At 72.3% G+C, this 21,147-nt stretch carries 16 protein-coding genes and 5 pseudogenes; 13 read left to right on the forward strand and 8 right to left on the reverse strand.

What is annotated here, in order from left to right; genetic code table 11:
• The first annotated feature begins 101 nt into the window (after positions 1–101).
• Positions 102–1,964 carry a molecular chaperone DnaK gene (gene dnaK, locus AC5WS8_RS28240; protein ID WP_496106309.1) on the forward strand — a complete coding sequence of 621 codons (1,863 nt, stop codon included), beginning with the start codon at positions 102–104 and terminating at the stop codon, positions 1,962–1,964.
• Between the two features lie 106 nt (positions 1,965–2,070).
• Here the strand turns inward: dnaK and AC5WS8_RS28245 are convergent, their stop codons facing one another.
• The gene (locus AC5WS8_RS28245) at positions 2,071–2,874 is read right to left on the reverse strand and encodes an SAM-dependent methyltransferase (protein WP_496106310.1); all 804 of its coding nucleotides are present in this window, start codon (positions 2,872–2,874) and stop codon (positions 2,071–2,073) included.
• A 302-nt stretch (positions 2,875–3,176) separates the two neighbouring features.
• Between AC5WS8_RS28245 and AC5WS8_RS28250 the strand changes: the two genes are divergently transcribed.
• Positions 3,177–5,894 (forward strand): SpoIIE family protein phosphatase, encoded by a 2,718-nt coding sequence (locus AC5WS8_RS28250; RefSeq protein WP_496106311.1) that lies wholly within the window; start codon positions 3,177–3,179, stop codon positions 5,892–5,894.
• A 25-nt stretch (positions 5,895–5,919) separates the two neighbouring features.
• Here the strand turns inward: AC5WS8_RS28250 and AC5WS8_RS28255 are convergent, their stop codons facing one another.
• Positions 5,920–6,783 carry a Sco1979 family transcriptional regulator gene (locus AC5WS8_RS28255; protein ID WP_496106312.1) on the reverse strand — a complete coding sequence of 288 codons (864 nt, stop codon included), beginning with the start codon at positions 6,781–6,783 and terminating at the stop codon, positions 5,920–5,922.
• A 147-nt stretch (positions 6,784–6,930) separates the two neighbouring features.
• Entirely contained in the window at positions 6,931–7,773 is an 843-nt protein-coding gene (locus tag AC5WS8_RS28260; protein WP_496106313.1) for a helix-turn-helix domain-containing protein, read from the reverse strand.
• Positions 7,774–7,801: 28 nt separating this feature from the next.
• On the opposite strand from AC5WS8_RS28260, the gene AC5WS8_RS28265 reads away from it, so the two are divergent.
• From AC5WS8_RS28265 to AC5WS8_RS28285, 5 genes and pseudogenes are all read left to right on the forward strand, one after another.
• Entirely contained in the window at positions 7,802–8,866 is a 1,065-nt protein-coding gene (locus AC5WS8_RS28265) for an ADP-ribosylglycohydrolase family protein (protein WP_496106314.1), read from the forward strand.
• Between the two features lie 111 nt (positions 8,867–8,977).
• A complete protein-coding gene (locus tag AC5WS8_RS28270; protein ID WP_496106315.1) occupies positions 8,978–9,283 on the forward strand; it encodes a 4a-hydroxytetrahydrobiopterin dehydratase in 306 nt (101 codons plus the stop codon).
• Positions 9,284–9,296: 13 nt separating this feature from the next.
• A pseudogene (locus AC5WS8_RS28275) lies at positions 9,297–9,683 on the forward strand (class I SAM-dependent methyltransferase); the annotation flags it as partial.
• A gap of 113 nt (positions 9,684–9,796) precedes the next feature.
• A complete protein-coding gene (locus AC5WS8_RS28280) occupies positions 9,797–10,684 on the forward strand; it encodes a class I SAM-dependent methyltransferase (protein ID WP_496106316.1) in 888 nt (295 codons plus the stop codon).
• 35 nt (positions 10,685–10,719) lie between these two features.
• Positions 10,720–10,889: pseudogene (locus tag AC5WS8_RS28285) on the forward strand (short-chain dehydrogenase); the annotation flags it as partial.
• A 95-nt stretch (positions 10,890–10,984) separates the two neighbouring features.
• On the opposite strand, the gene AC5WS8_RS28290 reads toward AC5WS8_RS28285, so the two are convergent.
• The 3 genes from AC5WS8_RS28290 to AC5WS8_RS28300 form a co-directional block, all read right to left on the reverse strand.
• Entirely contained in the window at positions 10,985–11,821 is an 837-nt protein-coding gene (locus tag AC5WS8_RS28290) for an aldo/keto reductase (RefSeq protein ID WP_496106317.1), read from the reverse strand.
• Positions 11,822–11,990: 169 nt separating this feature from the next.
• Positions 11,991–13,817, reverse strand: coding sequence for an AMP-dependent synthetase/ligase (locus AC5WS8_RS28295; RefSeq protein ID WP_496106318.1), 1,827 nt, complete (start codon positions 13,815–13,817; stop codon positions 11,991–11,993).
• A 427-nt stretch (positions 13,818–14,244) separates the two neighbouring features.
• Positions 14,245–15,108: a LysR substrate-binding domain-containing protein gene (locus AC5WS8_RS28300; protein ID WP_496106319.1), complete on the reverse strand. Its 864-nt coding sequence runs from the start codon at positions 15,106–15,108 to the stop codon at positions 14,245–14,247.
• 171 nt (positions 15,109–15,279) lie between these two features.
• On the opposite strand from AC5WS8_RS28300, the gene AC5WS8_RS28305 reads away from it, so the two are divergent.
• Both AC5WS8_RS28305 and AC5WS8_RS28310 read left to right on the forward strand, forming a co-directional pair.
• Positions 15,280–16,293, forward strand: a complete 1,014-nt coding sequence (locus AC5WS8_RS28305; protein ID WP_496106320.1) for a bile acid:sodium symporter family protein — start codon at positions 15,280–15,282, stop codon at positions 16,291–16,293.
• Positions 16,294–16,546: 253 nt separating this feature from the next.
• Positions 16,547–17,074 carry an isochorismatase family protein gene (locus AC5WS8_RS28310; RefSeq protein WP_496106321.1) on the forward strand — a complete coding sequence of 176 codons (528 nt, stop codon included), beginning with the start codon at positions 16,547–16,549 and terminating at the stop codon, positions 17,072–17,074.
• A 297-nt stretch (positions 17,075–17,371) separates the two neighbouring features.
• Here the strand turns inward: AC5WS8_RS28310 and fdhD are convergent, their stop codons facing one another.
• Both fdhD and AC5WS8_RS28320 read right to left on the reverse strand, forming a co-directional pair.
• Positions 17,372–18,220 carry a formate dehydrogenase accessory sulfurtransferase FdhD gene (gene fdhD / locus AC5WS8_RS28315; protein WP_496106322.1) on the reverse strand — a complete coding sequence of 283 codons (849 nt, stop codon included), beginning with the start codon at positions 18,218–18,220 and terminating at the stop codon, positions 17,372–17,374.
• A gap of 7 nt (positions 18,221–18,227) precedes the next feature.
• Positions 18,228–18,474: pseudogene (locus AC5WS8_RS28320) on the reverse strand (2Fe-2S iron-sulfur cluster-binding protein); the annotation flags it as partial.
• Between the two features lie 201 nt (positions 18,475–18,675).
• On the opposite strand from AC5WS8_RS28320, the pseudogene AC5WS8_RS28325 reads away from it, so the two are divergent.
• From AC5WS8_RS28325 to AC5WS8_RS28340, 4 genes and pseudogenes are all read left to right on the forward strand, one after another.
• Positions 18,676–18,902: pseudogene (locus AC5WS8_RS28325) on the forward strand (MFS transporter); the annotation flags it as partial.
• A 10-nt stretch (positions 18,903–18,912) separates the two neighbouring features.
• Positions 18,913–19,002 (forward strand): annotated as a pseudogene (locus AC5WS8_RS28330) (MFS transporter small subunit); the annotation flags it as partial.
• Between the two features lie 154 nt (positions 19,003–19,156).
• Complete coding sequence (locus AC5WS8_RS28335) at positions 19,157–20,104, forward strand: beta-ketoacyl-ACP synthase III (RefSeq protein WP_496106323.1); 948 nt, start codon at positions 19,157–19,159, stop codon at positions 20,102–20,104.
• A 235-nt stretch (positions 20,105–20,339) separates the two neighbouring features.
• Complete coding sequence (locus AC5WS8_RS28340; protein ID WP_496106324.1) at positions 20,340–21,017, forward strand: GntR family transcriptional regulator; 678 nt, start codon at positions 20,340–20,342, stop codon at positions 21,015–21,017.
• Positions 21,018–21,147: the final 130 nt, after the last annotated feature.

The raw sequence follows: 21,147 nt of genomic DNA on the forward strand, positions 1-21,147 counted from the left end.
CTCGGCCTCGCGTCGGGGCCCCCGGGTCGTGCACCTTGACAAGGGGTCACTCAAGTTTTGTGATGGGGTCGGGGAAGGCGCCCGTGCGGAAGGGGACGGCGATGACACGCGCGGTCGGGATCGATCTGGGGACGACGAACTCGGTGGTGGCCGTGCTGGAAGGCGGTGAGCCCACCGTCATCAGCAACGCCGAGGGTGCGCGGACAACGCCGTCGGTCGTGGCCTTCGCCAAGAACGGCGAGGTACTGGTCGGCGAGGTGGCCAAGCGGCAGGCCGTGACGAACGTCGAGCGCACCGCGCGCTCGGTCAAGCGGCACATGGGCGACGCGCACTGGCGTTTCCCGGAGCAGGGATCCGTGGACGGCACCCGCTTCCGGGCCCAGGAGCTGTCCGCGCGCGTCCTGCAGAAGCTGAGGCGGGACGCCGAGGCGTATCTGGGCGAGGACGTCACCGACGCCGTGATCACCGTGCCCGCGTACTTCGACGACGCCCAGCGGCAGGCCACCAAGGAGGCCGGGGAGATCGCGGGGCTGAAGGTCCTGCGGATCATCAACGAGCCGACGGCGGCGGCCCTCGCCTACGGCCTCGACCGCGGCGAGGAGCAGACCGTCCTCGTCTTCGACCTCGGCGGTGGCACTTTCGACGTCTCGCTGCTGGAGATCGGCGACGGAGTGATCGAGGTCAAGGCCACCAACGGTGACACCCACCTCGGCGGTGACGACTGGGACCAGCGGGTCGTGGACCACCTGGTGAAGCGGTTCAAGGGCCAGTACGGCATCGATCTCGGCGCCGACAAGATGGCGCTGCAGCGGCTGCGGGAGGCGGCGGAGAAGGCCAAGATCGAGCTGTCCGCCTCCACCGAGACGACCGTCAACCTGCCGTACATCACCGCCTCCGCCGAGGGGCCGCTGCACCTGGAGGAGAGGCTGACCCGCGCCCGGTTCCAGGAGCTGACGGCCGACCTCCTGGATCGTTGCCGGGCGCCCTTCCACCAGGCGGTCCGGGATGCGGGCGTGGAGCTGTCCGCGATCGACCATGTGATCCTCGTCGGCGGCTCCACCCGGATGCCCGCGGTCACCGACCTGGTGCGGGAACTCACCGGCAAGGACCCGCACAAGGGCGTCAACCCGGACGAGGTCGTGGCGGTCGGCGCGGCCCTCCAGGCCGGTGTCCTGCGCGGCGACGTCAAGGACGTGCTGCTGCTCGACGTGACCCCGCTGTCCCTCGGCATCGAGACCAAGGGCGGCATCATGACCAAGCTGATCGAACGCAACACGACCATTCCGACGCGGCGTTCGGAGATCTTCTCCACTGCCGAGGACAACCAGCCGTCGGTCGGCATCCAGGTCTACCAGGGCGAACGGGAGATCGCCGCGTACAACAAGAAGCTCGGTGTCTTCGACCTGACCGGGTTGCCGCCCGCGCCGCGCGGGGTGCCGCAGATCGAGGTGACCTTCGACATCGACGCCGACGGGATCATGCACGTCTCCGCGAAGGACCTGGCGACGGGCCGCGAACAGAAGATGACGGTGACCGGCGGCTCGGCGTTGCCCAAGGACGAGATCGACCGGATGATGCGGGACGCGGAGGAGTACGCCGAGGAGGACCGCAGGCGCCGGGAGGCGGCGGAGACGCGCAACCAGGCGGAGCAGCTCGTCCACCAGACCGAGAAGTTCCTGCGGGAGAACGACGAGCGGGTGCCCGCGGACACCAAGGGCGAGGTGACGGCGGCGGTGACCGAACTGAAGGACCTGCTCAAGGAGGGCGCCGACACGACGGCCCTTCGGGGCGGCGTGGACAAGCTCGCCACGGTCGGCCAGAGGATGGGCCAGGCGATGTACGCCCAGTCCCAGCAGACGTCCCCTGACGACGCTCGGCAGCACACGGCACCGCGGGAGGAAGAGGGTGTGGTGGACGCGGAGGTCGTCGACGAGGACAGGGACACCAAGGGGGGCGCGGCCTGAGCCCGCGCTCGCCGCCGGGCACGGTTCGGGCGGGCACGGCGGAGCGGCGCCGGCGGCGGGCGCGGGGTGCCTGTCCGGTGGGGACGGCCGGGACGGGCGGCGGGTGTCAGGGCTTGCGGGCCACTCCGGCGTACACCGGGACGATGCCCTCCTCCTGGGCCGTCACGTCCTCCGGGTCCGGGCGCCAGCCCGAGACCGGGATGATGCCGGGGCCCAGCAGGTCCAGGCCGTCGAAGAAGCGGGCGAACTCGGTGACCGAACGCGGGAAGAACGGTGTGCCGCTGTGGCGGAACAGGGCGGCGGCCTTCTCCACCGCCTCGGCGTTGAGGTCGGGGGTCACCTGCGACACGACCAGGTGGCTGCCGGGGGCGAGCGCGTCGGTGTAGTGCTTCAGCAGCCCGTACACCTCGTCGTCGAGGTAGTGCGTGAGTGCCACCAGCGACAGCGTGACCGGCTGGGCGAGGTCCAGGAAACCGGCGGCCCGGGTCAGGACGGCGTCCGGGTCCCGGACGTCGGCGTGAAGGTAGTCCGTGCGGCCCTCCACCGTCCCGCGCAGCAGTGCCTCGGCGTGCCGCAGCACGATCGGGTCGTTGTCGACGTACACCACCCGCGCCTCGGGCGCGACCGCCTGCGCGACCTGGTGGAGGTTGGGCTCGGTCGGGATGCCCGTCCCGATGTCGAGGAACTGCCGCATGCCCGCCTGGGCCAGCGTCCGCGTCGCCCGGTGCATGAACCGGCGGTTGGCCCGCGCCCCGCGCCGTACGGCCGGGTCCGCGTCGAGGATCTTCCGGCCCAGTTCCTCGTCCACCGGGTAGTTGTCCTTGCCGCCCAGCCACCAGTCGTACACCCGTGCGGGATGGGGTCGGCTGGTGTCGATGCGGGTGGGCGCCGCCTCCGGTACGGTCGTCATGCGGTGTTTGTAGCAGCCCGGGACCCCGCGGGTCCGGAGCATGATGGACCGATGTGGGGATTTCGCGTGGAGCCAGGGGCGATCCGACGAGGGCCGACAGCCCGGAAGATCGACCGGTGCACTGGGATTTCCGCAGGTGAGCGCGGTCCTGCGGGGGCGCCGGGCGCGCTGCGGCCGGGCCGCGGAGCCTCTGGACGGCGGCGTAGGATCTGGCGTGAACCTGCCGCTCCGGCGGGCCGCGCGGAAGCCTGTGCTAGAAATGTCGCATGGCGAGCGGAAACGCTCGATTTCGGCGCATACCGATGCGGTCCTTGATCGGCAGAAGTCCACGAAGCGTCGCCGGGCAGGTTTTCGTCCTGCAGGTGGCGCTGGTCGTGCTGCTCGTCGTCTGCGCCGTGGTCGCCCTCGTCCTGCAGTCGAAGCGGGACACCAGCGCTGAGGCCAGGCGCCGTTCGATAGCCGTCGCACAGACCTTCGCGCACTCTCCCGGCGTCCTGAAGGCGCTGCAGGCCCCCGACCCCACGAAAGTGCTCCAGCCGCTCACCGAGGCCGGACGCAAGGCCGCCGGCGTGGACTTCATCGTGGTCATGGACACCAAGGGCATCCGCTACACCCACCCCCTGCCCAGCCGCATCGGCAAGCGGTTCGTCGGCACGATCGGCCCCTCGCTGAAGGGGAAGGTCTACACCGAGACCGTCCACGGCCCGCTCGGTCACGAGGAACAGGCCACCGTTCCCATCGAGAAGCCCGACGGCAAGGTGGTGGCCCTCGTCTCCGCCGGCCTGAAGGTCAAGAACGTGACCAACGAGGTGAACCGGCAGCTCCCGATCATTTTCGGCGCCGGGGCCGGCGCGCTCCTGGTGTCCACCGGCGGCACGGCACTGGTCGGCAGGCGGCTGCGACGGCAGACCCACAGCCTGGCCCCCGACGAGATGACCCGCATGTACGAGCACCATGACGCGGTGCTGCACTCGGTGCGCGAAGGGGTCCTCATCATCGGCGGCGACGGTCGGCTGCTGCTCGCCAACGACGAGGCCAGGCGGCTTCTGACCCTGCCCCTGGACGCCGAGGGACGGCACGTGTCCGAGCTGGCCGCCCTCGAACCCGCGACGATGGCGCTGCTCCTCTCCGGGCGCGAGGCGACCGACGAGGTGGTCTTCGCCGGGGAACGCCTGCTGGCGGTCAACCAGCGGCCCACGGACCGTGCCGGAGGTCCCAAGGGCACGGTGGTGACCCTGCGCGACTCCACCGAGCTGCAGGCGGTGTCCGGCAGGGCGGAGGTCGCGCGGGAGCGGCTGAAGCTGCTCTACGACGCCGGACTGGGCGTCGGCACCACGCTCGACGTGGTCCGCACCGCCGACGAGCTGGCCCAGGTCGCCGTCCCCCGCTTCGCCGACTTCGTCACCGTGGACCTGGCCGACGCCGTGCTGCACGGCGAGGAACCCGGCCTCACGGCCACGGACATGCGGCGCACCGCCGTGCGCGGCGTCCGCGACGACCACCCCCTCTACGAGAGGGGCCGGCTGTTCGACTTCGTGCCCTCCACGCCCCAGGCGCGCGGCTACGGCACCGGCCGCGCCGAGCTGGTGACCGACCTGGCGACCGCCACGGACTGGCACACGCAGGATCCGGAGCGCACCAAGGAGGTCGTGGACTACGGCATCCACTCCCTCATCGCCGCCCCGATCCAGGCCCGCGGTGTCGTCCTCGGCATGGCCAACTTCTGGCGCTCCACCCAGCAGAAGCCCTTCGACGAGGAGGACCTGTCGCTGGCCGAGGAGCTGGTGGCCCGTGCCGCGGTCAGCATCGACAACGCCCGCCGTTACACCCGCGAGCACACCCTGGCGGTCACCCTGCAACGCAGCCTGCTGCCGAGGGCCCTGCCCGAGCAGAGCGCCCTCGACGTCGGCTACCGCTACGTGCCGGCCCAGTCGGGCGTGAGCGGAGACTGGTTCGACGTGATCCCGCTGCCGGGCAGCCGGGTGGCGCTGGCCGTCGGCGACGTGGTCGGCCACGGACTGCACGCCGCCGCGACCATGGGACGGCTGCGGACCGCGGTGCACAACTTCTCCGCCCTCGACCTGCCGCCCGACGAACTGCTCAGCCACCTCGACGACCTGGTCGGCCGCATCGACCAGGACGAGGCGGGCACCGAGACGCCCGCGGGCGTGGCGGGCGCCACCTGCCTCTACGCGATATACGACCCCGTCACGCGCCGCGTGGCCATGGCACGCGCCGGACACCTGGCACCCGCGCTGGTCCACCCCGACGGAGGCGTCACCTTCCCCGACGTGCCGCCCGGGCCGCCGCTCGGCCTGGGCAGCATGCCCTTCCAGACGGCCGAGCTGGATCTCCCCGAGGGCACCCAGATCGTCCTGTTCACCGACGGCCTCGTCGAGGACCGCACCCGCGACCTGGACGTCGGCATGGAGCTGCTGGGCGACGTGCTCGCCGGTCACCCCGGCCGCTCGCCCGAGGAGAGCTGTCAGGCCGTACTGGACCAGCTGCTGCCCGGGCGGCCCAGGGACGACGTCGCCCTGCTCATCGCCCGCACCCGGGCGCTGCCGGCCGACCGGATCGCCGACTGGGACGTCCCGCCCGACCCGTCCGCCGTCGCCGGGATGCGCGTCGCCCTCTCCCGCAAACTCGACGAGTGGGACCTGGCCGAACTCGGCTTCGGCATGGAACTCGTCCTGAGCGAACTCGTCACCAACGCCATCCGCTACGGCTCCCCGCCGATCCACGTACGGCTGATCCACGACGACAGGGCGCTGGTCTGCGAGGTGGCCGACGGCAGCAGCACCTCGCCGCACCTGCGCTACGCGGCGGCGACCGACGAGGGAGGCCGGGGCCTGTTCCTGGTGTCGCGGATGACCGAGCGCTGGGGCACCCGGTACACGCCGCAGGGCAAGGTGATCTGGGCCGAACAGGCGCTCCCCGGAGTGACCGGGACACCCGCGCGGAGATCGCCCGACTCGGACGCGGACCTGCTGGACATGTGGGCGGACGAACCGCTGTGACGGCTGCCGGCCCCTGCGGTGCCGGTCAGAACCTGTCGCGGTACTCCCGCAGGATCTCCCGCGTACGCGGCACGGAGGCCGCCCTCGCCGCCATGTGGTCCAGGACCTCCAGGTGCAGGGCCACCTCGGTGCGTGAGTCCAGGTAGAGGGCGCCGGTCAGGTACTCGCTGTACACCATGTCGGGCAGCTCCGGCTCCGCGAAGCGGAAGAGCACGAACGGCGTGTACGTCCCCGGGTGCGGGCCGGAGGCGTACTCCGCCACCTGCAGGGTGATCGCCGGGTTCTCGGAGGCCTCCAGGAGGCGGTCGAGCTGGTCGCGCATCACCTTGGAGCGGATGCTGACCGGGCGCCGCAGCACCGTCTCGTCCATGATCACCCACAGGTGGGGCGGGTCGTCCCGGGTCAGCAGCTCCTGCCGGGCCAACCGCAGCGCCACATGCCGGTCGATGTCCTGGGGCCGGACCTGACCGACCGTCCCGGCCTCCAGTACGGCACGCGCGTAGTCCTCGGTCTGCAGCAGCCCGGGCACGAAGTGCGGCTCGTAGGACCGGATGATGCGGGCGGCGCCCTCCAGGCTGACGTGCAGGCTGAACCAGTCCGGCAGCACGTCGTGGTACCGCTGCCACCAGCCGGGCTCGTTGGCCTCCTCGGCCAGCCGCACGAAGGAGGCGATCTCCTCCTCGCCCACGCCGTACGCCGTCAGCAGCACCTGCACGTACGGGATCTTCAGCGCGACCTCGGCGGTCTCCATGCGCCGCACGGTCGCCGGCGCGACGCGCAGCACCCTCGCCGCCTCCTCGCGCTTCAGCCCGGCGGCCTCCCGCAACTCCTGCAGCCGCCGCCCGAGCACCACCTGCCCGACGGTCGGCGCAGCCCGCCGCTCGCTCACGCCACGCCTCCCCTACGCGCCGAGGTACGCGAGCAGTGTGGCATGTTCGAGCGGAACGCCGGTGCGATTCCACGGTGCGCAAGCGCCGGGTGGCCGGAGTCGGGCTCCTGTGCGGGTGCCGGTACGGATGACGCTGGAAGGGAGCCGTCAGAAGCTGAGTGACCGGAGGTACTTCACCGTCGCCGGATCAGCCGGCAGGAACGTCTCGATGGCCAGTTCCGCGACCGTCACGTCCATCGGCGTGTTGAACGTGGAGATGGACGACACGAAGGACAGCACCCGGCCGTCGTGTTCGATCCGCATCGGCAGCGCGAAGTACGGGACCTCCTCGGCCTCCTCGCCCGCTCCGGATGCGGAGTCGGTCCGCTCCGGGAGCGGGTACGCCGCCACCTCCTCGTACAGCGCGCGCAGAGCCGGCGAGCGCTGCAGCGCGATCTGGCGCTGCATCTGCGCGAGCAGGTGGCCGCGCCACTCCACCAGGTTGCGGATGCGCGGCGCCAGGCCCTGCGGATGCAGCGTCAGACGCATCGCGTTCATCGGCGGGGAAAGCAGACGGTCCGGGACGCCCTCCAGGAACATCGCGATGCCGCGGTTCGCCGCCACCACCTCGTACGTCGCGTCCACCACCAGCGCCGGACAGGGCTCGTAGCACTGCAACAGCCGCTCCACACCCGCCCGCAGCGCGTCCATCGACGGGTCGTCCAGCGGCGTCTCCGGGTAGTGCGGGGCGTAACCCGCCGCCAGCAGCAGCGCGTTGCGTTCGCGCACCGGCACGTCCAGATGCTCGGCGAGGCGCAGCACCATCTCCTCGCTGGGCCGCGACCGGCCCGTCTCCACGAAGCTGATGTGCCGGGCCGACGAGCCCGCCCGCAGCGCCAACTCCAGCTGGCTGACCCGCCGCCGCTCCCGCCAGCCGCGCAGCAGCGGGCCGATTCCCTGCTCGGCGGGGGCGGGTGAGCAGGCGACGGGTGAGGACGCGACAATGGTCATACAGAGGACCGTAGTCGAGGAGTGGTGCATGTACGACCGGCTGAACCCGTCCTGGGAGGCGACCGCGATCTACCGCTCCCGGGTGCGCGGGTCGCTCCTCGGGGGCGCCGTGGGCGACGCCTTGGGCTACCCCGTCGAGTTCTCCTCCCTGGACCGCATCCGCGCCACCCACGGGGCGAGGGGCGTCACCGGTCTCGTACCCGGCGGACAGGGCACCGTGGGCCACGTCACCGACGACACGCAGATGACCCTGTTCACGGTGGAGGGCCTGCGGCAGGCGCACGGGCGCGAACGCCGCAAGGGCATCGGCGGCGGCTGGCCCCGGCTGGTGCGGGACGCGTACGGCCGCTGGTTCGACACCCAGCGCCTGCCCGGCCCGCCCGCCGACGCCGTCGGCCTTGCCGCGCAGCAGTGGCTGTACGCACGTCGCGCCCCCGGCAACGCCTGCCTCTCCGGCCTCGCCCAGGACTTCGTGCCCGACCCGGGCGCGGAGCTGGGCCGCCCCGGACCGGTCAACTCCGACTCCAAGGGCTGCGGCGCGGTCATGCGCTCCGCGCCGTTCGGTCTCGCCCGGGTACCGGCCGGCACCGCGTTCCTGATGGCCGCGCTGTGCGCCCAGACCACCCACGGCCACCCCACCGGCTACTACTCCGCGGGCGCCTTCGCCGCGATCGTCGCGCATCTGGTGGAGGGCGACTCCCTGGAGGGCGCGGTGCTGCGCGCCCTGCGCCTGCTCGCCCGTCACCCCGGCCACGAGGAGACCACCGCCGCCCTGCGGCGCGCCCTCGACCTGGCCGCCGAGGGCTCGCCGACCGCCGGGAAGGTGGAGACGCTCGGCGGTGGCTGGATCGGCGAGGAGGCCCTGGCCATCGCCGTCTACTGCGCCCTGGCCGAGCCCGGCGTCCGGGCCGCGCTGCTGCTGTCCGTCAACCACTCCGGCGACAGCGACTCCACGGGCGCGATCTGCGGCAACCTTCTCGGCGCCCTGCACGGCGACCACGGACTGCCGCACGAGTGGCTGGAACACGTCGAGGGCCGGGCCGAGATCACCGTCCTGGCGGACGACTTCGCCGCGGAGTGCGTACGACGCTGAGGGCGTGTGTCACTCGGCTCGGAGGGCACGGCCGTGCGTACGGGGCCGCACGGAGGGGATGTGACAGGGTGGGGCCGTCCCCGCGTCACGTCGTACGGAAGGAGCCAGGTCATGCCCGTCGAACCACTGTCGCAGAAGGAGATCGAGGACCGGCTGGCGGAGCTGCCCGGCTGGTCCCTCGAGGACGACCGGATCGCCCGCTCCTACCGGCTCGGCTCCCACTTCGCGGCGACCGCGATGGTCGTGCACATCGCCCGGGTGCAGGAGGAGCTGGACCACCACTCCGACCTCACCCTCGGCTACAACACCGTCTCCCTGACGGTGAACACGCACAGCGTGGGCGGCGCGGTCACCGACCTCGACTTCGAACTGGCCCGCAGGGTCGAGGAACTGGCGCCCGGCCACGGCGCGCACTGAGCGGACGGCACGGGTGCCGGACTACGACGAGGAGGCCGCGGAGTACGACGCGCTGCGCGGCGGCGAACCCCGGGCCGCGGCGGCGGCCGACGCCGTGGTCGGACTGATACCCGAGGACGCCGGCCGACTGCTCGACGTGGCCTGCGGCACGGGCATCGTCACCCGGCGGCTCGCGGCCGCGCGGCCCGGGCTGCGGGTCGTGGGCGTGGACCTGGCGTACCGGATGGCGTGCCGGGCCGCCGCCCGGCTGCCCGGCGCCGTGGTCCTCGCCGACAGCCGCCGACTGCCGTTCGCGGACGGGGCGTTCGACGCGGTCACCAGCGTGCGGCTGCTGCATCTCCTGGACGGTCCCGAGGCCGTACGGGCCGTGCTGGCCGAGTGCGCCCGCGTGCTGCGGCCTTCGGCGGCCCGCCGACCGCGGCGCACCTCTTTTTTGCCGTACCGGCAACAGAAGTGGCCCCCTCGCGGTGCGTCGGCGCAGGCTGGCGAAACCGAGAAGAGAGGGTGATCACCATGGCGCACGACCACCACCGTCACCACACCGACGTCGACTGGGCCGCGATGGCGCCACTGCTGGAGTCGCAGGCCGAACTGCTCGCCCCCATGTACCGCCGGATCGCGGGCTGGCTGGGGGAGCGCGCTGCGCGGCCGGGGCTGATCGTCGACGCGGGCAGCGGGCCCGGAACCGTCGCCTGCGTCCTCGCTCAGGCCTTCCCGGACGCGCGGGTGGTGGCGGCCGACGCGTCCGAGCCGTTGCTGGAACGCGCCCGCATGCGAGCCGCCCGGCTGGGGCTGGCCGACCGCTTCAGCACCCTGACCGGCGAACTCCCGGGTACGCTCGCCGAGTTGGAGTACCCGGCGGACCTGCTCTGGGCGAGCCGCAGCCTGCACCACCTCGGTGACCAACGTGCCGCACTCGCCGCTTTCGCCGATCGGCTCGCTCCCGGCGGGGTCCTGGCCCTGCTGGAGGGCGGTCTGCCCTCGCGTTCGCTCCCCCGTGACATCGGCATCGGACGCCCGGGGCTGGAGGCCCGGCTGGACGCGGTGGAGACCGAGCGGTTCAACGCGATGCGCGCGGAACTGCCCGACGCGGTGTCGGAGTCCGAGGACTGGGCCGCACTCATGACCTCCGTCGGGCTGCGCGCACCGGTGACCCGCACCTTCCTGTTCGACCTCCCCGCCCCGCTCTCCGACGAGGCCCGTGCCTGTGTCGTCACCGAGTTCGAGCGCCGTCGCGACAAGCTCGCGGACGCCCTGGACACAACGGATCGCGCCACTCTGGACCGCCTCCTGGATCCGGACGACAAGGCGAGTCTGTACCACCGCCCCGATGTCTTCGTGCTGGAGGCGCACACCATGCACACGGCCGTGCGGGCTCGACCCGGGGAGCACTCCACGTGACGGACTACCCGGCGTTCACCGGGTGGGCGTCACCGGTCGCGCCCGGCCGCGTCGAGACGCCGTTCCGGGAGAGCCACGGCAGCTCCCGCGCGGTCATCTCCGCACCGTCGACCAGATCGCGGACTCGATCGTCTGGACGATCCTGCAGCCGGCGGGCGCCGACGCCGACACGGTGGTCGTACGACCGATCGGCCGGCGCGGGTGATGCGACCGGGCACCCGGTGGCGGGCGCCACGACGACGGCCCCGGTCGCGCGGAACGCGGCGGGGCCGTCGGACGGTGCGGGGGCGACGGGCGGCGTCAGCCCATGTCGAACGTCGCCGGGTCCGGGCCGAGGCGACGATCCTCGTTCAGCGCGCTGATCGCCGCCATGTCCTCGGTGTCCAGCGAGAAGTCGAAGACGTCGATGTTCTCCCTGATCCGCGCCGGGGTCACGGACTTCGGAATCACGATGTTGCCGAGCTGGAGGTGCCAGCGCAGCACGATCTGGGCCGGGGTGCGGCCGTGCTTCTGCGCGATGGCCACGATCGCCGGAACCTCGAGGAGACCCCTGCCCTGGCCGAGCGGCGACCAGGCCTCGGTCGCGATGCCCTGCTCCGCGTGGTACTCGCGGGCCGCGTGCTGCTGCAGATGCGGGTGCAGCTCGATCTGGTTGACCGCCGGGATGACGGACGTGGCGTCGATCAGCGTCCGAAGGTGCTCCGGAAGGAAGTTGGAGACGCCGATCGCCCGGGCGCGGCCGTCCGCGTGGATCTTCTCGAAGGCCTTGTAGGTCTCGACGAACGTGCCCCGGGACGGCAGCGGCCAGTGGATCAGGTACAGGTCCACGTACTCGAGGCCGAGCTTCTCCAACGACGTGTCGAAGGCGCGCAGCGTGGCCTCGTACCCCTGGTCGCTGTTCCAGAGCTTGGTGGTGATGAAGAGGTCCGCGCGCGGGACGGCGGACGCGGCGACGGCCTTCCCGACACCCTCCTCGTTGCCGTAGATCGCCGCCGTGTCGATGCTGCGGTAGCCGGCCTCCAGTGCGGTGGTGACCGCGCTTTCCGCCTCGTCGTCCGGCACCTGCCAGACACCGAAGCCCAGCTGGGGCATCTCGATGCCGTTGTTCAGGATGATCGGGGGGACCTTGCTGCTCACGAGCTCTCGATCCTTCAGTCGTCGGGTGGTGCTCCTATCGTCAACGATCACCACCTTACGTGCATTCCTGACCGGCGGGTTCCCCGCGAAGCCCTGACGGCAACCACGGAATGACCAAGATCACGCCGGCTCGGACGCGGGCCGCGGCGACCGTCCGGCTGCGCCGGGCTCAGGTCCTGTACAGCGCCTCCACCTCGTTCGCGTAGGCGTTCTCGATGGCCTTGCGCTTGAGCTTCAGCGACGGGGTGAGGAGTCCGTGCTCCTCGGTGAACTGGTGGGCGAGTATGCGGAACGTCCGGATCGACTCCGCCTGGGAGACCAGCGTGTTCGCGGCGACCACCGCGCGCCGCACCTCCGTCTCCAGATCCGGATCGCGCACCAGCTGGGCCGGGGACAGCTTCGGCTTGCCCTGCATCTGCAGCCAGTGCTCGACGGCCTCCGAGTCCAGGGTGACGAGCGCGGCGACGTAGGGGCGGTCGTTGCCGACGACGATGCACTGCGCGACCAGCGGGTGGTCCCGTACGCGCTCCTCCAGCAGCCCGGGTGAGACGCTCTTGCCGCCGGAGGTCACCAGGATCTCCTTCTTGCGCCCCGTGATGGTGAGGTAGCCGTCCTCGTCGAGGGAGCCCAGGTCGCCGGTGGCCAGCCAGCCGTCGTGCAGGGTCTCGTCGGTGGCCTTGGGGTTGTTGAGGTAGCCCTGGAAGACATGGGCGCCGCGCAGCCAGATCTCGCCGTCGTCCGCGATGTGCACGGTGGTGCCGGGGATGGCCTGGCCGACCGTGCCGTAGCGGGTGCGCTCGGGTGGGTTCGCGGTCGCCGCCGCCGTCGACTCCGTCAGTCCGTAGCCCTCGTAGATGTGCACGCCGGCGCCCGCGAAGAACAGTCCGAGCCGGCGGTCCATCGCCGAGCCGCCGGACATCGCGTGCCGGACCCGGCCGCCCATCGCGGCGCGGATCTTGGCGTACACGACCTTGTCGAAGAACTGGTGCTGCATGCGCAGGCTCGCCGACGGGCCGGGGCCGGTGCCCCACGCCTTCGCCTCGAGCGCGTCCGCGTATCTCACGGCGACCTCGACCGCCTTCTCGAACGGCCCCGAGCGGCCCTCCTTCTCCGCCTTGCGGCGGGCCGCGTTGAAGACCTTCTCGAAGATGTACGGCACGGCGAGGAAGAACGTCGGTCTGAACGCGGCCAGATCGGGCAGCAGAGCCGTCGCGTTGAGCTGCGGCTGGTGGCCGAACTTGACCCGGCCGCGGATGGCCGCCACCTGGACCATCCGCCCGAAGACGTGCGCCAGCGGCAGGAACAGCAGGGTCGCCGCCTCGTCGCCCCGTTTGGAGTGGAACACCGGCTCCCACCGCTGGATGACCGTGTCGGCCTCGAACATGAAGTTGCCGTGCGAGAGGACACAGCCCTTGGGCCGGCCGGTGGTGCCGGAGGTGTAGATCACGGTCGCCACCGTCTCCGGGGTGACCGCCTGCCGGTGCCGGTGCACGACCTCGTCCTCGATGTGCGCGCCCGCGTCGTACAGCTCCTGCACGGCGCCCACGTCGAGCTGCCACAGCCGGCGCAGTTGCGGCAGCCGGTCGATGACCGTGGCGACCGTCATCGCGTGGTCCTCCTGCTCCACCATCGCGGCCACCACTTCCGCGTCGTGCAGCATCCAGAAGACCTGCTCGGCCGACGAGGTGGGGTAGACGGGGACGACCTGGGCGCCGATCGCCCACAGCGCGAAGTCGAAGAGCGTCCACTCGTAGCGCGTACGGCACATGATCGCGACCCGGTCGCCGAAGCGGACGCCCTGGGCCAGCAGGCCCTTGGCGAGCGCCAGCACCTCGTCGCGGAACTCCGCGGCGGTCACGTCCCGCCACCGGCCCTGCTCGTCCTTGCGGCCGAGGGCGACACGGAGCGGATCTTCCCGGGCATACTCGAAGACGACGTCGGCCAGGCCGCCCACCGGCGGCGCCGACGCCGACGGAGGGTTGGTGAACTCGCGCAATCCCCGCTCCCGGCTCCTCGGTACGCCTGCGGGACGCTCCAGCCGGTCAGGCTCGCTGGTGGCGCTCCGCACAGCGCCGTGAAAGCTACCCCACCACGGGATCGGGCGGGAGAGGCGGAAAAGCCGGGAACTCCTCACAAACGCACAGGTCAGCCACGGAAAATGCGAGCACAAGGGGAAGGGGCGGACAGAACCCCTTACGGCGGCGTAAGTTCCGGTTCCGTAATCTCCACGGAATCTGTACGGCGCGGTTACCGCCCCCCACGTCCTACTGGCGAGTAGGGGCGGGGCGGTGGCCGGTACCTTCCGCCGACCGCCGCCCCCGGCGGTCACCCCAGCGGTACCACTGTCTCCTTCAGCGTCCGTGGCGCCGATCCCGTCACTCGGCCCGGGGGCCGCCGCGCCGGTACCGGCACGGCGGCCCCCGTCACCGCCGGTGCAGCCGGTCGCCGCCTGCCAGGATCGCCGACGCCAGCGCCCGGGCGGCGTCGTGGGCCGGGCCCCGGCGTTCCGGGTGGACCAGGACGAAGTCGACCTCGCCCAGGTCCGGCAGGCCCGCACGCTCGGGGATCCGGACGAGGCCCGGAGGGACGAGGTCGCGGGAGTGGGCCATCACGCCGAGTCCCGCGCGGGCCGCCGCGATCAGGCCGTTGAGGCTGCCGCTCGTGCACGTGATGCGCCAGGCGCGGCCCTGACCCTCCAGGGCCTCCAGGGCGCGGGCGCGGGTGATGCCCGGCGGCGGGTAGACGATCAGCGGAACCGGGCGGTCGGGGTCCAGGCGCAGCCGCTCCGCGCCGATCCACACCAGCCTGTCGTGGCGGACCAGTTCGCCGCGCGGGTCCTCGGGGCGCCGCTTGGCCAGCACCAGGTCGAGCCGGCCCGCCGCCAGCCGTTCGTGCAGCGTGCCCGACAGTTCGACCGTCAGCTCCAGGTCCACCTCGGGGTGCTCGTACCGGAAGCCCTCGAGGATCTCCGGCAGCCGGGTGAGCACGAAGTCCTCGGAGGCGCCGAACCGCAGCCGGCCGCGCGGCCGGGTCCCGGTGAAGAACGCCGTCGCCTGCTCGTGGACCTCCAGAATCCGCCGCGCGAAGCCGAGCATCGCCTCGCCGTCCTCGGTCAGCTCCACGGAGTGCGTGTCCCGCAGGAAGAGCGGCCGCCCGGTCGCGTCCTCCAGCCGCCGCACGTGCTGGCTCACCGTGGACTGGCGCAGCCCCAGGCGCCGGGCGGCCCGCGTGAAGCTCAGCGTCTGGGCCACCGCCAGGAACGTACGCAGGTGGGACGGGTCGTACACAGGGTCAAGGCTACCGCGGGCCATCGCGAAACCCGATCACAGTCAGAGCGGTGTGCGGGATTCCCGATCACCTCTCGGGAGAGGAGGATGGAGGGGGCACGGCCGTGCCCCTGCCCCGTACGTACAGCGAAGTAGTGGAGCACTGTGAAACGCCTGCGATGGCCGCGTCGGATGCCCGTCGACCCGTACATCCTCCTGCTGCTGGGGACCGTGGGGCTCGCCGCCCTGGTACCGGCGCGCGGCACGGCCGCGGGCGTCACCTCCGGTGCCTCCACTGCCGCGATCGCCCTCCTCTTCTTCCTGTACGGGACCCGGCTGTCCACCCACGAGGCGGTGGAGGGGCTGCGGCACTGGCGGCTCCACGCCACCGTGCTGGCCTGCACCTTCGCGATCTTCCCGCTGCTGGGTCTGGCGCTCCGGGGCCTGGTGCCGGTGTTCCTGACGCACAACCTCTACACCGGCCTGCTCTTCCTCACCCTCGTCCCCTCCACCGTCCAGTCGTCGATCGCGTTCACCTCGGTCGCCCGCGGCAACGTGCCCGCCGCGATCTGCGCGGGCTCGTTCTCCTCCCTCGCCGGCATCGTCATCACCCCGCTGCTCGCGGCGGCCCTGCTGGGCGGCAGCGGCGGCGGGTTCGCCGCGGACTCGCTGGTCAAGATCGTGCTGCAGCTGCTGGTGCCGTTCCTCGCGGGCCAGGTGCTGCGGCGCTGGATCGGGGGATTCGTCACCCGGCACAGGAAGGTGCTCGGCCTCGTCGACCGCGGCTCGATCCTGCTGGTCGTCTACACCGCGTTCAGCGAGGGCGTGGTACGCGGCATCTGGCACCAGGTGAGCCCGCTCCGGCTCGGCGGCCTGCTCGTCGTCGAGGCCGCGCTGCTCGCCGTGATGCTGACGCTGACCTGGTACGGCGGCCGTGCCCTCGGCTTCGGCCGGGAGGACCGGATCGCGATCCAGTTCGCCGGGTCGAAGAAGTCGCTGGCCTCCGGGCTGCCCATGGCGAGCGTCCTGTTCGGCGCGCAGGCCTCCCTGGCCGTGCTCCCGCTGATGCTCTTCCACCAGATGCAGCTCATGGTCTGCGCGGTGATCGCCAAGCGCCGCTCCCGCGATGCGGACAGCCCGGCGGGCGGCCCGGAACCGGGCGCGGCGGCACGGACTGCGGCCGGCACAACGACACGTTCCGGCTGATCTCTCCTGCGCCGGGGCGCCCGTGGACGCTTTCGATGTGGTCGGCCCGGCGGGCGGCCGGGGTCGGGGGCGGTGGCGCGGACTGCGGTCGGCCCAGTGACACGTTGCGGCTGGTCTTTCCTGGGGCGCCCGTCGACGCTGCTCGCACCGCCTTGGCGGGGAACGCGACCGAACGCTGCTGCACGCGGCCGGTTCATGAAGCTGTTGATCCGTATTTCCGGTACGGATGGCTGACGGCGGCTAACGTTCCGTCATGACCGCAGCTGACGTACTCGATCCCGCGCGCACCGCCCTCGTGCTCGTCGACCTGATGGACCGCATCGTCGCCCTGCCTCTGGAGCCGCGCAAGGGCACGGACGTCCTCGCCACGGCCGAGGCGCTGGCGGACGCGTTCCGCGCGGCCGGCGCTCCCGTCGTCCTCATCCGTGTCGAGCGCCCCGGCGTCGCAGAACAGCCACCCGGCAGCGGTCTGGTGGCCGGCCTGCTCCGGGACGGCGACCTGGAGGTGGTGAAGCGGACGATCGGCGGCTTCCAGGGCACCGGCCTGGACGAGCGCCTGCGCGAGCGTGGCATCACCACCCTGGTGTTCGGCGGCATCGCCACCAACCTCGGCGTGGAGTCCACCGCCCGGGCCGCCGCCGACCTCGGCTACGACCTCGTCTTCGTCGAGGACGCCATGGCCGCCCTCACCGCCGCCGAGCACAAGGCGTCGGCCGGGCTGGACTTCCCGCGCCTCGGATCGGTCGTGGCCGCATCCCAGGTGGCCCTGAAGACCGGCTGAGGCGTCGGGCCGGCAGTCCACGCCGTCCAGGACCACACACCGAGCCCGGGTTGTGGCCGCGGCCCGGACCGGTGCGAGCTCCAGGGCCGGAGCCCGGGTGAGCGACTCCGTCGCCCCGCACAGGCTCGCCGCGGCGCTCGCGCCGGGAAGCGGACGGCGCCCGCGAGCCGCCGTGGCCGGCACCACCGAGCCGCGCTGCCCGTAGGCCGACGAGCCGAACAGCACAGCAGGGCCACCGAGGGCGCGGGGGGCGCTCCCCGCCCGCCGGAGCCGCGCCGCCGTGTCGCGGGGAGGCGGTCAGCCCTGGGCGGTCGCGGCCCGCAGAGCGATGCGGTGCTCGCCCGCGTACACGTTCATGGAGCTGCCCCGCAGGAAGCCCACCAGGGTCAGCCCGGTCTCCGCGGCCAGGTCCACGGCCAGCGAGGAGGGCGCCGAGACCGCCGCGAGGACCGGGATGCCCGCCATCACGGCCTTCTGCGCCAGCTCGAAGGAGGCGCGGCCCGACACCAGCAGGATCGCGCGGGAGAGCGGCAGGTCTCCGTTCTGCAGGGCGCGGCCGACCAGTTTGTCCACCGCGTTGTGCCGGCCCACGTCCTCCCGCACGTCGAGCAGCTCGCCGTCCTCGGTGAACAGGGCCGCCGCGTGCAGGCCCCCGGTCCGGTCGAAGACCCGCTGGGCCGCGCGCAGCCGGTCGGGGAGGCTCGCGAGCAGTCCCGGCTCCACCCGGACCGGGGGCGTGTCGGCGATCGGCCAGCGCGCCGTCGTACGGACCGCGTCCAGGCCGGCCTTGCCGCACAGGCCGCAGGAGGACGTGGTGTAGACGTTCCGCTCCAGCGTGATGTCCGGGATCGCGACGCCGGGCGCGGTCTTCACGTCCACCACGTTGTAGGTGTTCGAACCGTCCACGGTCGCGCCCGCGCAGTACACGATGTTCTGCAGGTCGTCGGCGGCGCCGAGCACCCCCTCACTCACCAGGAAGCCGGCCGCCAGCGCGAAGTCGTCGCCGGGCGTGCGCATGGTGATCGCCAGGGGCTTGCCGTTGAGCCGGATCTCCAGCGGCTCCTCGGCCACCAGCGTGTCCGGGCGGGTGGAGACCGCCCCGTCCCGGATGCGGATCACCTTGCGTCGTTCGGTGACTCGTCCCATGTCCTGATCAGCCCCGGTTCTGTACGTGCTGGTAGCCGAAACGGCCCTTGATGCGGAGGTTGCCGTGGGTCACCGGGTTGTCGTGCCGGGAGGTGACCTTCACGATCTCATTGTCCTGTACGTGCGGCGTCGGGCTGCATCCCGCCCGGCAGTACGCGCCCACGGTGCTCGTCCGCGTCTGCCGACTCGTCCCCGGTGCCCGCCGCGCGCCTGTCGAACACCGACCTGAACGACAGCGCACCCGTCGGGCGCACCCTCGCCGCGCTGTTCACCCCCGACGGCGTTCTGCGCATGCCCGACCTCCCGGTCGAGCCCATCGGCCGGGAGGAGATCCGGGCCGGAGGCGAACGCCTGCAGAGCCAGTGGGACCTCTTCGTGCAGAACAGCCACCCGGGCACCATACGGATCGACGGCGACACCGCCACCGGTCGCACCGCACCCGGCGGCACGACCCGTCGACCGCGGGAGTCCTCGGGCCGCCGATCGTCAACTGGATCGCCGACCGCCGGAAGAAAGCCGGAAAACACGGGTCGTCCCTCCACCGCCTGTCCTTCCCCCTTGATCATGACGGGGCTGCTCGTCACCGGTGTTCGTCGCCGACGAGCTGGTCCGGCCCGTCCACCCCGTCACCACGCCCCGCACCGAAGGAGTCCCCGACGGCTGCCGAGAGCAGCCCGCCTGACCGGCGTCCTCTGATCGTCCTCGCCCGGCTGTGGGTGGGGGCGCCGCTGGCCTACGGCCGGTACGGGCTGGTGCTGGAGGCCAGGCAGCTCCTCACCGGACAACAGCGCGCGGGACATGCTCGGGGGTCCGAAGAACTGCGGGAAGCCGACAAGCCGGCCGCCTCATTCCTGTCGCTTCACCTGCCGTCCTACCCGTGAGTCACTGATCAGACTGGTGGATCCCGACACCCACGGTCACGAGGGGGAACCACCCATGAACGGCTCACGCATCACGGCCGTCGGCCACTACCAGCCCGCCAGGGTGCTCACCAACGAGGACCTGGCGGGCATGGTCGACACCAGCGACGAATGGATCAGGACCCGCGTGGGCATCCGCACGCGCCACATCGCCGGAGCCGACGAGCCCGTCGACGAGCTGGCCGCACACGCCGCCGCCAAGGCGCTCGCGGCGGCCGGCCTGGCGCCCGGCGACATCGACCTCGTCCTGGTCGCCACCTCCACCGCCGTCGACCGCTCCCCGAACACCGCGGCCCGCGTCGCGGCCCGGCTCGGCATGCCCCGACCCGCCGCGATGGACGTCAACGTCGTCTGCGCCGGCTTCACCCACGCGCTCGCCACCGCCGACCACGCCGTGCGCGCGGGCGCGGCCGGCAGGGCCCTCGTCATCGGCGCCGAGAAGATGTCCGACGTCACGGACTGGACGGACCGTACGACCTGCGTCCTGGTCGGGGACGGCGCGGGGGCCGCCGTCGTCGAGGCGTGCCCGGCCGGTGAGGAGCCCGGGATCGGGCCCGTGCTGTGGGGCTCGGTTCCCGAGATGGGACACGCGGTCCGCATCGAGGGCACGCCCGCACGGTTCGCGCAGGAGGGGCAGAGCGTGTACCGGTGGGCGACGACGCAACTGCCGCCCATCGCGCGCCGGGTGTGCGAGCGGGCCGGGATCGCTCCCGAGGAACTCGCCGCGGTCGTGCTGCACCAGGCCAACCTGCGCATCATCGAACCGCTCGCCGAGAAGCTGGGTGCCGTGAACGCGGTCGTCGCGCGCGACGTCGTCGAGTCGGGGAACACGTCGGCGGCCAGCATCCCGCTCGCTCTGGCGAAGCTCGTGGAGCGAGGGGAGATCTCGAGCGGCGAACCCGTCCTGCTGTTCGGATTCGGCGGGAACCTCTCCTATGCCGGACAGGTGGTCCGCTGTCCCTGAGGGGGTGCCGGCTCCCCGCCGGACCGCCTCCTGTGCGCCGTGGACGGTAGACGAAAGACAATCCGTACCGACCTTCCGGCTACCGCGCCGCCGTCGCCCTGGACGTGGCCCTGGACGTGGCCCTGGACGTCGCCCTGGACGTCGCCCTGGACGTGGCCCTGGACGTGGCCCTGGACGTCGCCCTGGACGTCGCCCTGGACGTGGCCCTGGACGTCGCCCTGGAAGGGGGACCGCCATGCTGTCGACAGGACTGCCGCAGGGAGCGGTGCCCAGGCTGGAGCGGCCCGGCCCCCTGCGGGACCGCGTCTACGAGGCACTGCTCGAACACATCACCACGCGTGCCCTCCAGCCGGGCCAGCACCTGGTCGAGAGCGAGCTCGTCGGGCACCTCGGGGTCTCCCGGCGACCGGTGCGCGAGGCGCTGCAGCGGCTGAACACCGAGGGGTGGGTCGAGCTGCGGCCCGCCCAGGGCGCGTTCGTGCACGAGCCCACGGAGGAGGAGGCCGACCAGCTCCTCACCGTCCGTACGCTGCTGGAGGCGGAGGCCGCCCGGCTGGCCGCCGCGAACGCGGACAGCGCGGGTGTCACGGCGCTGGAGGAGCTGTGCGCCGAGGGCGAGCGGGCCGTGGCGCACGACGACGTGGACGGGGCGGCCGGGCTCAACGCCCGCTTCCACGCGAAGGTGGTGGAGCTGGCGGGCAACGCGGTCCTCGCGGAACTGGCGGGGCAGGTCGACCGCAGGGTGCGCTGGTACTACGCGCCGGTCGCCCGGCAGCGCGGCCGGCAGTCGTGGGTCGAACACCGCGAGCTGATCGCGGCGATCGCGGCCCGTGACGAACGGCGCGCCCCCCACCTCATGCGCGAACACACCGAACACACACGGCGGTCGTACCACACCCGGTCGAAGTCCTGAGCCACAGGCCGGACCAGACACTCCTTCGACGGCCCGTGTGAGGCGGCCCCATGTGAGGCGGCCCTCCCCGGTGCAGGGGAGGGCCGCCTCACATGGGCGCCGTCAGCCCGTGGTCTGCGCCTGGAGGTGG

This window comes from Streptomyces sp. PTL18 (genome assembly GCF_059510295.1).

Coding starts and splice junctions, on each gene's coding strand:
- AC5WS8_RS28305 (WP_496106320.1), top strand. CDS start 15,280: ATGCCCGTCGACCCGTACATCCTCCTGCTGCTGGGGACCGTGGGGCTC.
- AC5WS8_RS28340 (WP_496106324.1), top strand. CDS start 20,340: ATGCTGTCGACAGGACTGCCGCAGGGAGCGGTGCCCAGGCTGGAGCGG.
- AC5WS8_RS28260 (WP_496106313.1), bottom strand. CDS start 7,773: ATGACCATTGTCGCGTCCTCACCCGTCGCCTGCTCACCCGCCCCCGCC.
- dnaK (WP_496106309.1), top strand. CDS start 102: ATGACACGCGCGGTCGGGATCGATCTGGGGACGACGAACTCGGTGGTG.
- AC5WS8_RS28335 (WP_496106323.1), top strand. CDS start 19,157: ATGAACGGCTCACGCATCACGGCCGTCGGCCACTACCAGCCCGCCAGG.
- AC5WS8_RS28245 (WP_496106310.1), bottom strand. CDS start 2,874: ATGACGACCGTACCGGAGGCGGCGCCCACCCGCATCGACACCAGCCGA.
- AC5WS8_RS28280 (WP_496106316.1), top strand. CDS start 9,797: ATGGCGCACGACCACCACCGTCACCACACCGACGTCGACTGGGCCGCG.
- AC5WS8_RS28265 (WP_496106314.1), top strand. CDS start 7,802: ATGTACGACCGGCTGAACCCGTCCTGGGAGGCGACCGCGATCTACCGC.
- fdhD (WP_496106322.1), bottom strand. CDS start 18,220: ATGGGACGAGTCACCGAACGACGCAAGGTGATCCGCATCCGGGACGGG.
- AC5WS8_RS28310 (WP_496106321.1), top strand. CDS start 16,547: ATGACCGCAGCTGACGTACTCGATCCCGCGCGCACCGCCCTCGTGCTC.
- AC5WS8_RS28270 (WP_496106315.1), top strand. CDS start 8,978: ATGCCCGTCGAACCACTGTCGCAGAAGGAGATCGAGGACCGGCTGGCG.
- AC5WS8_RS28250 (WP_496106311.1), top strand. CDS start 3,177: ATGCGGTCCTTGATCGGCAGAAGTCCACGAAGCGTCGCCGGGCAGGTT.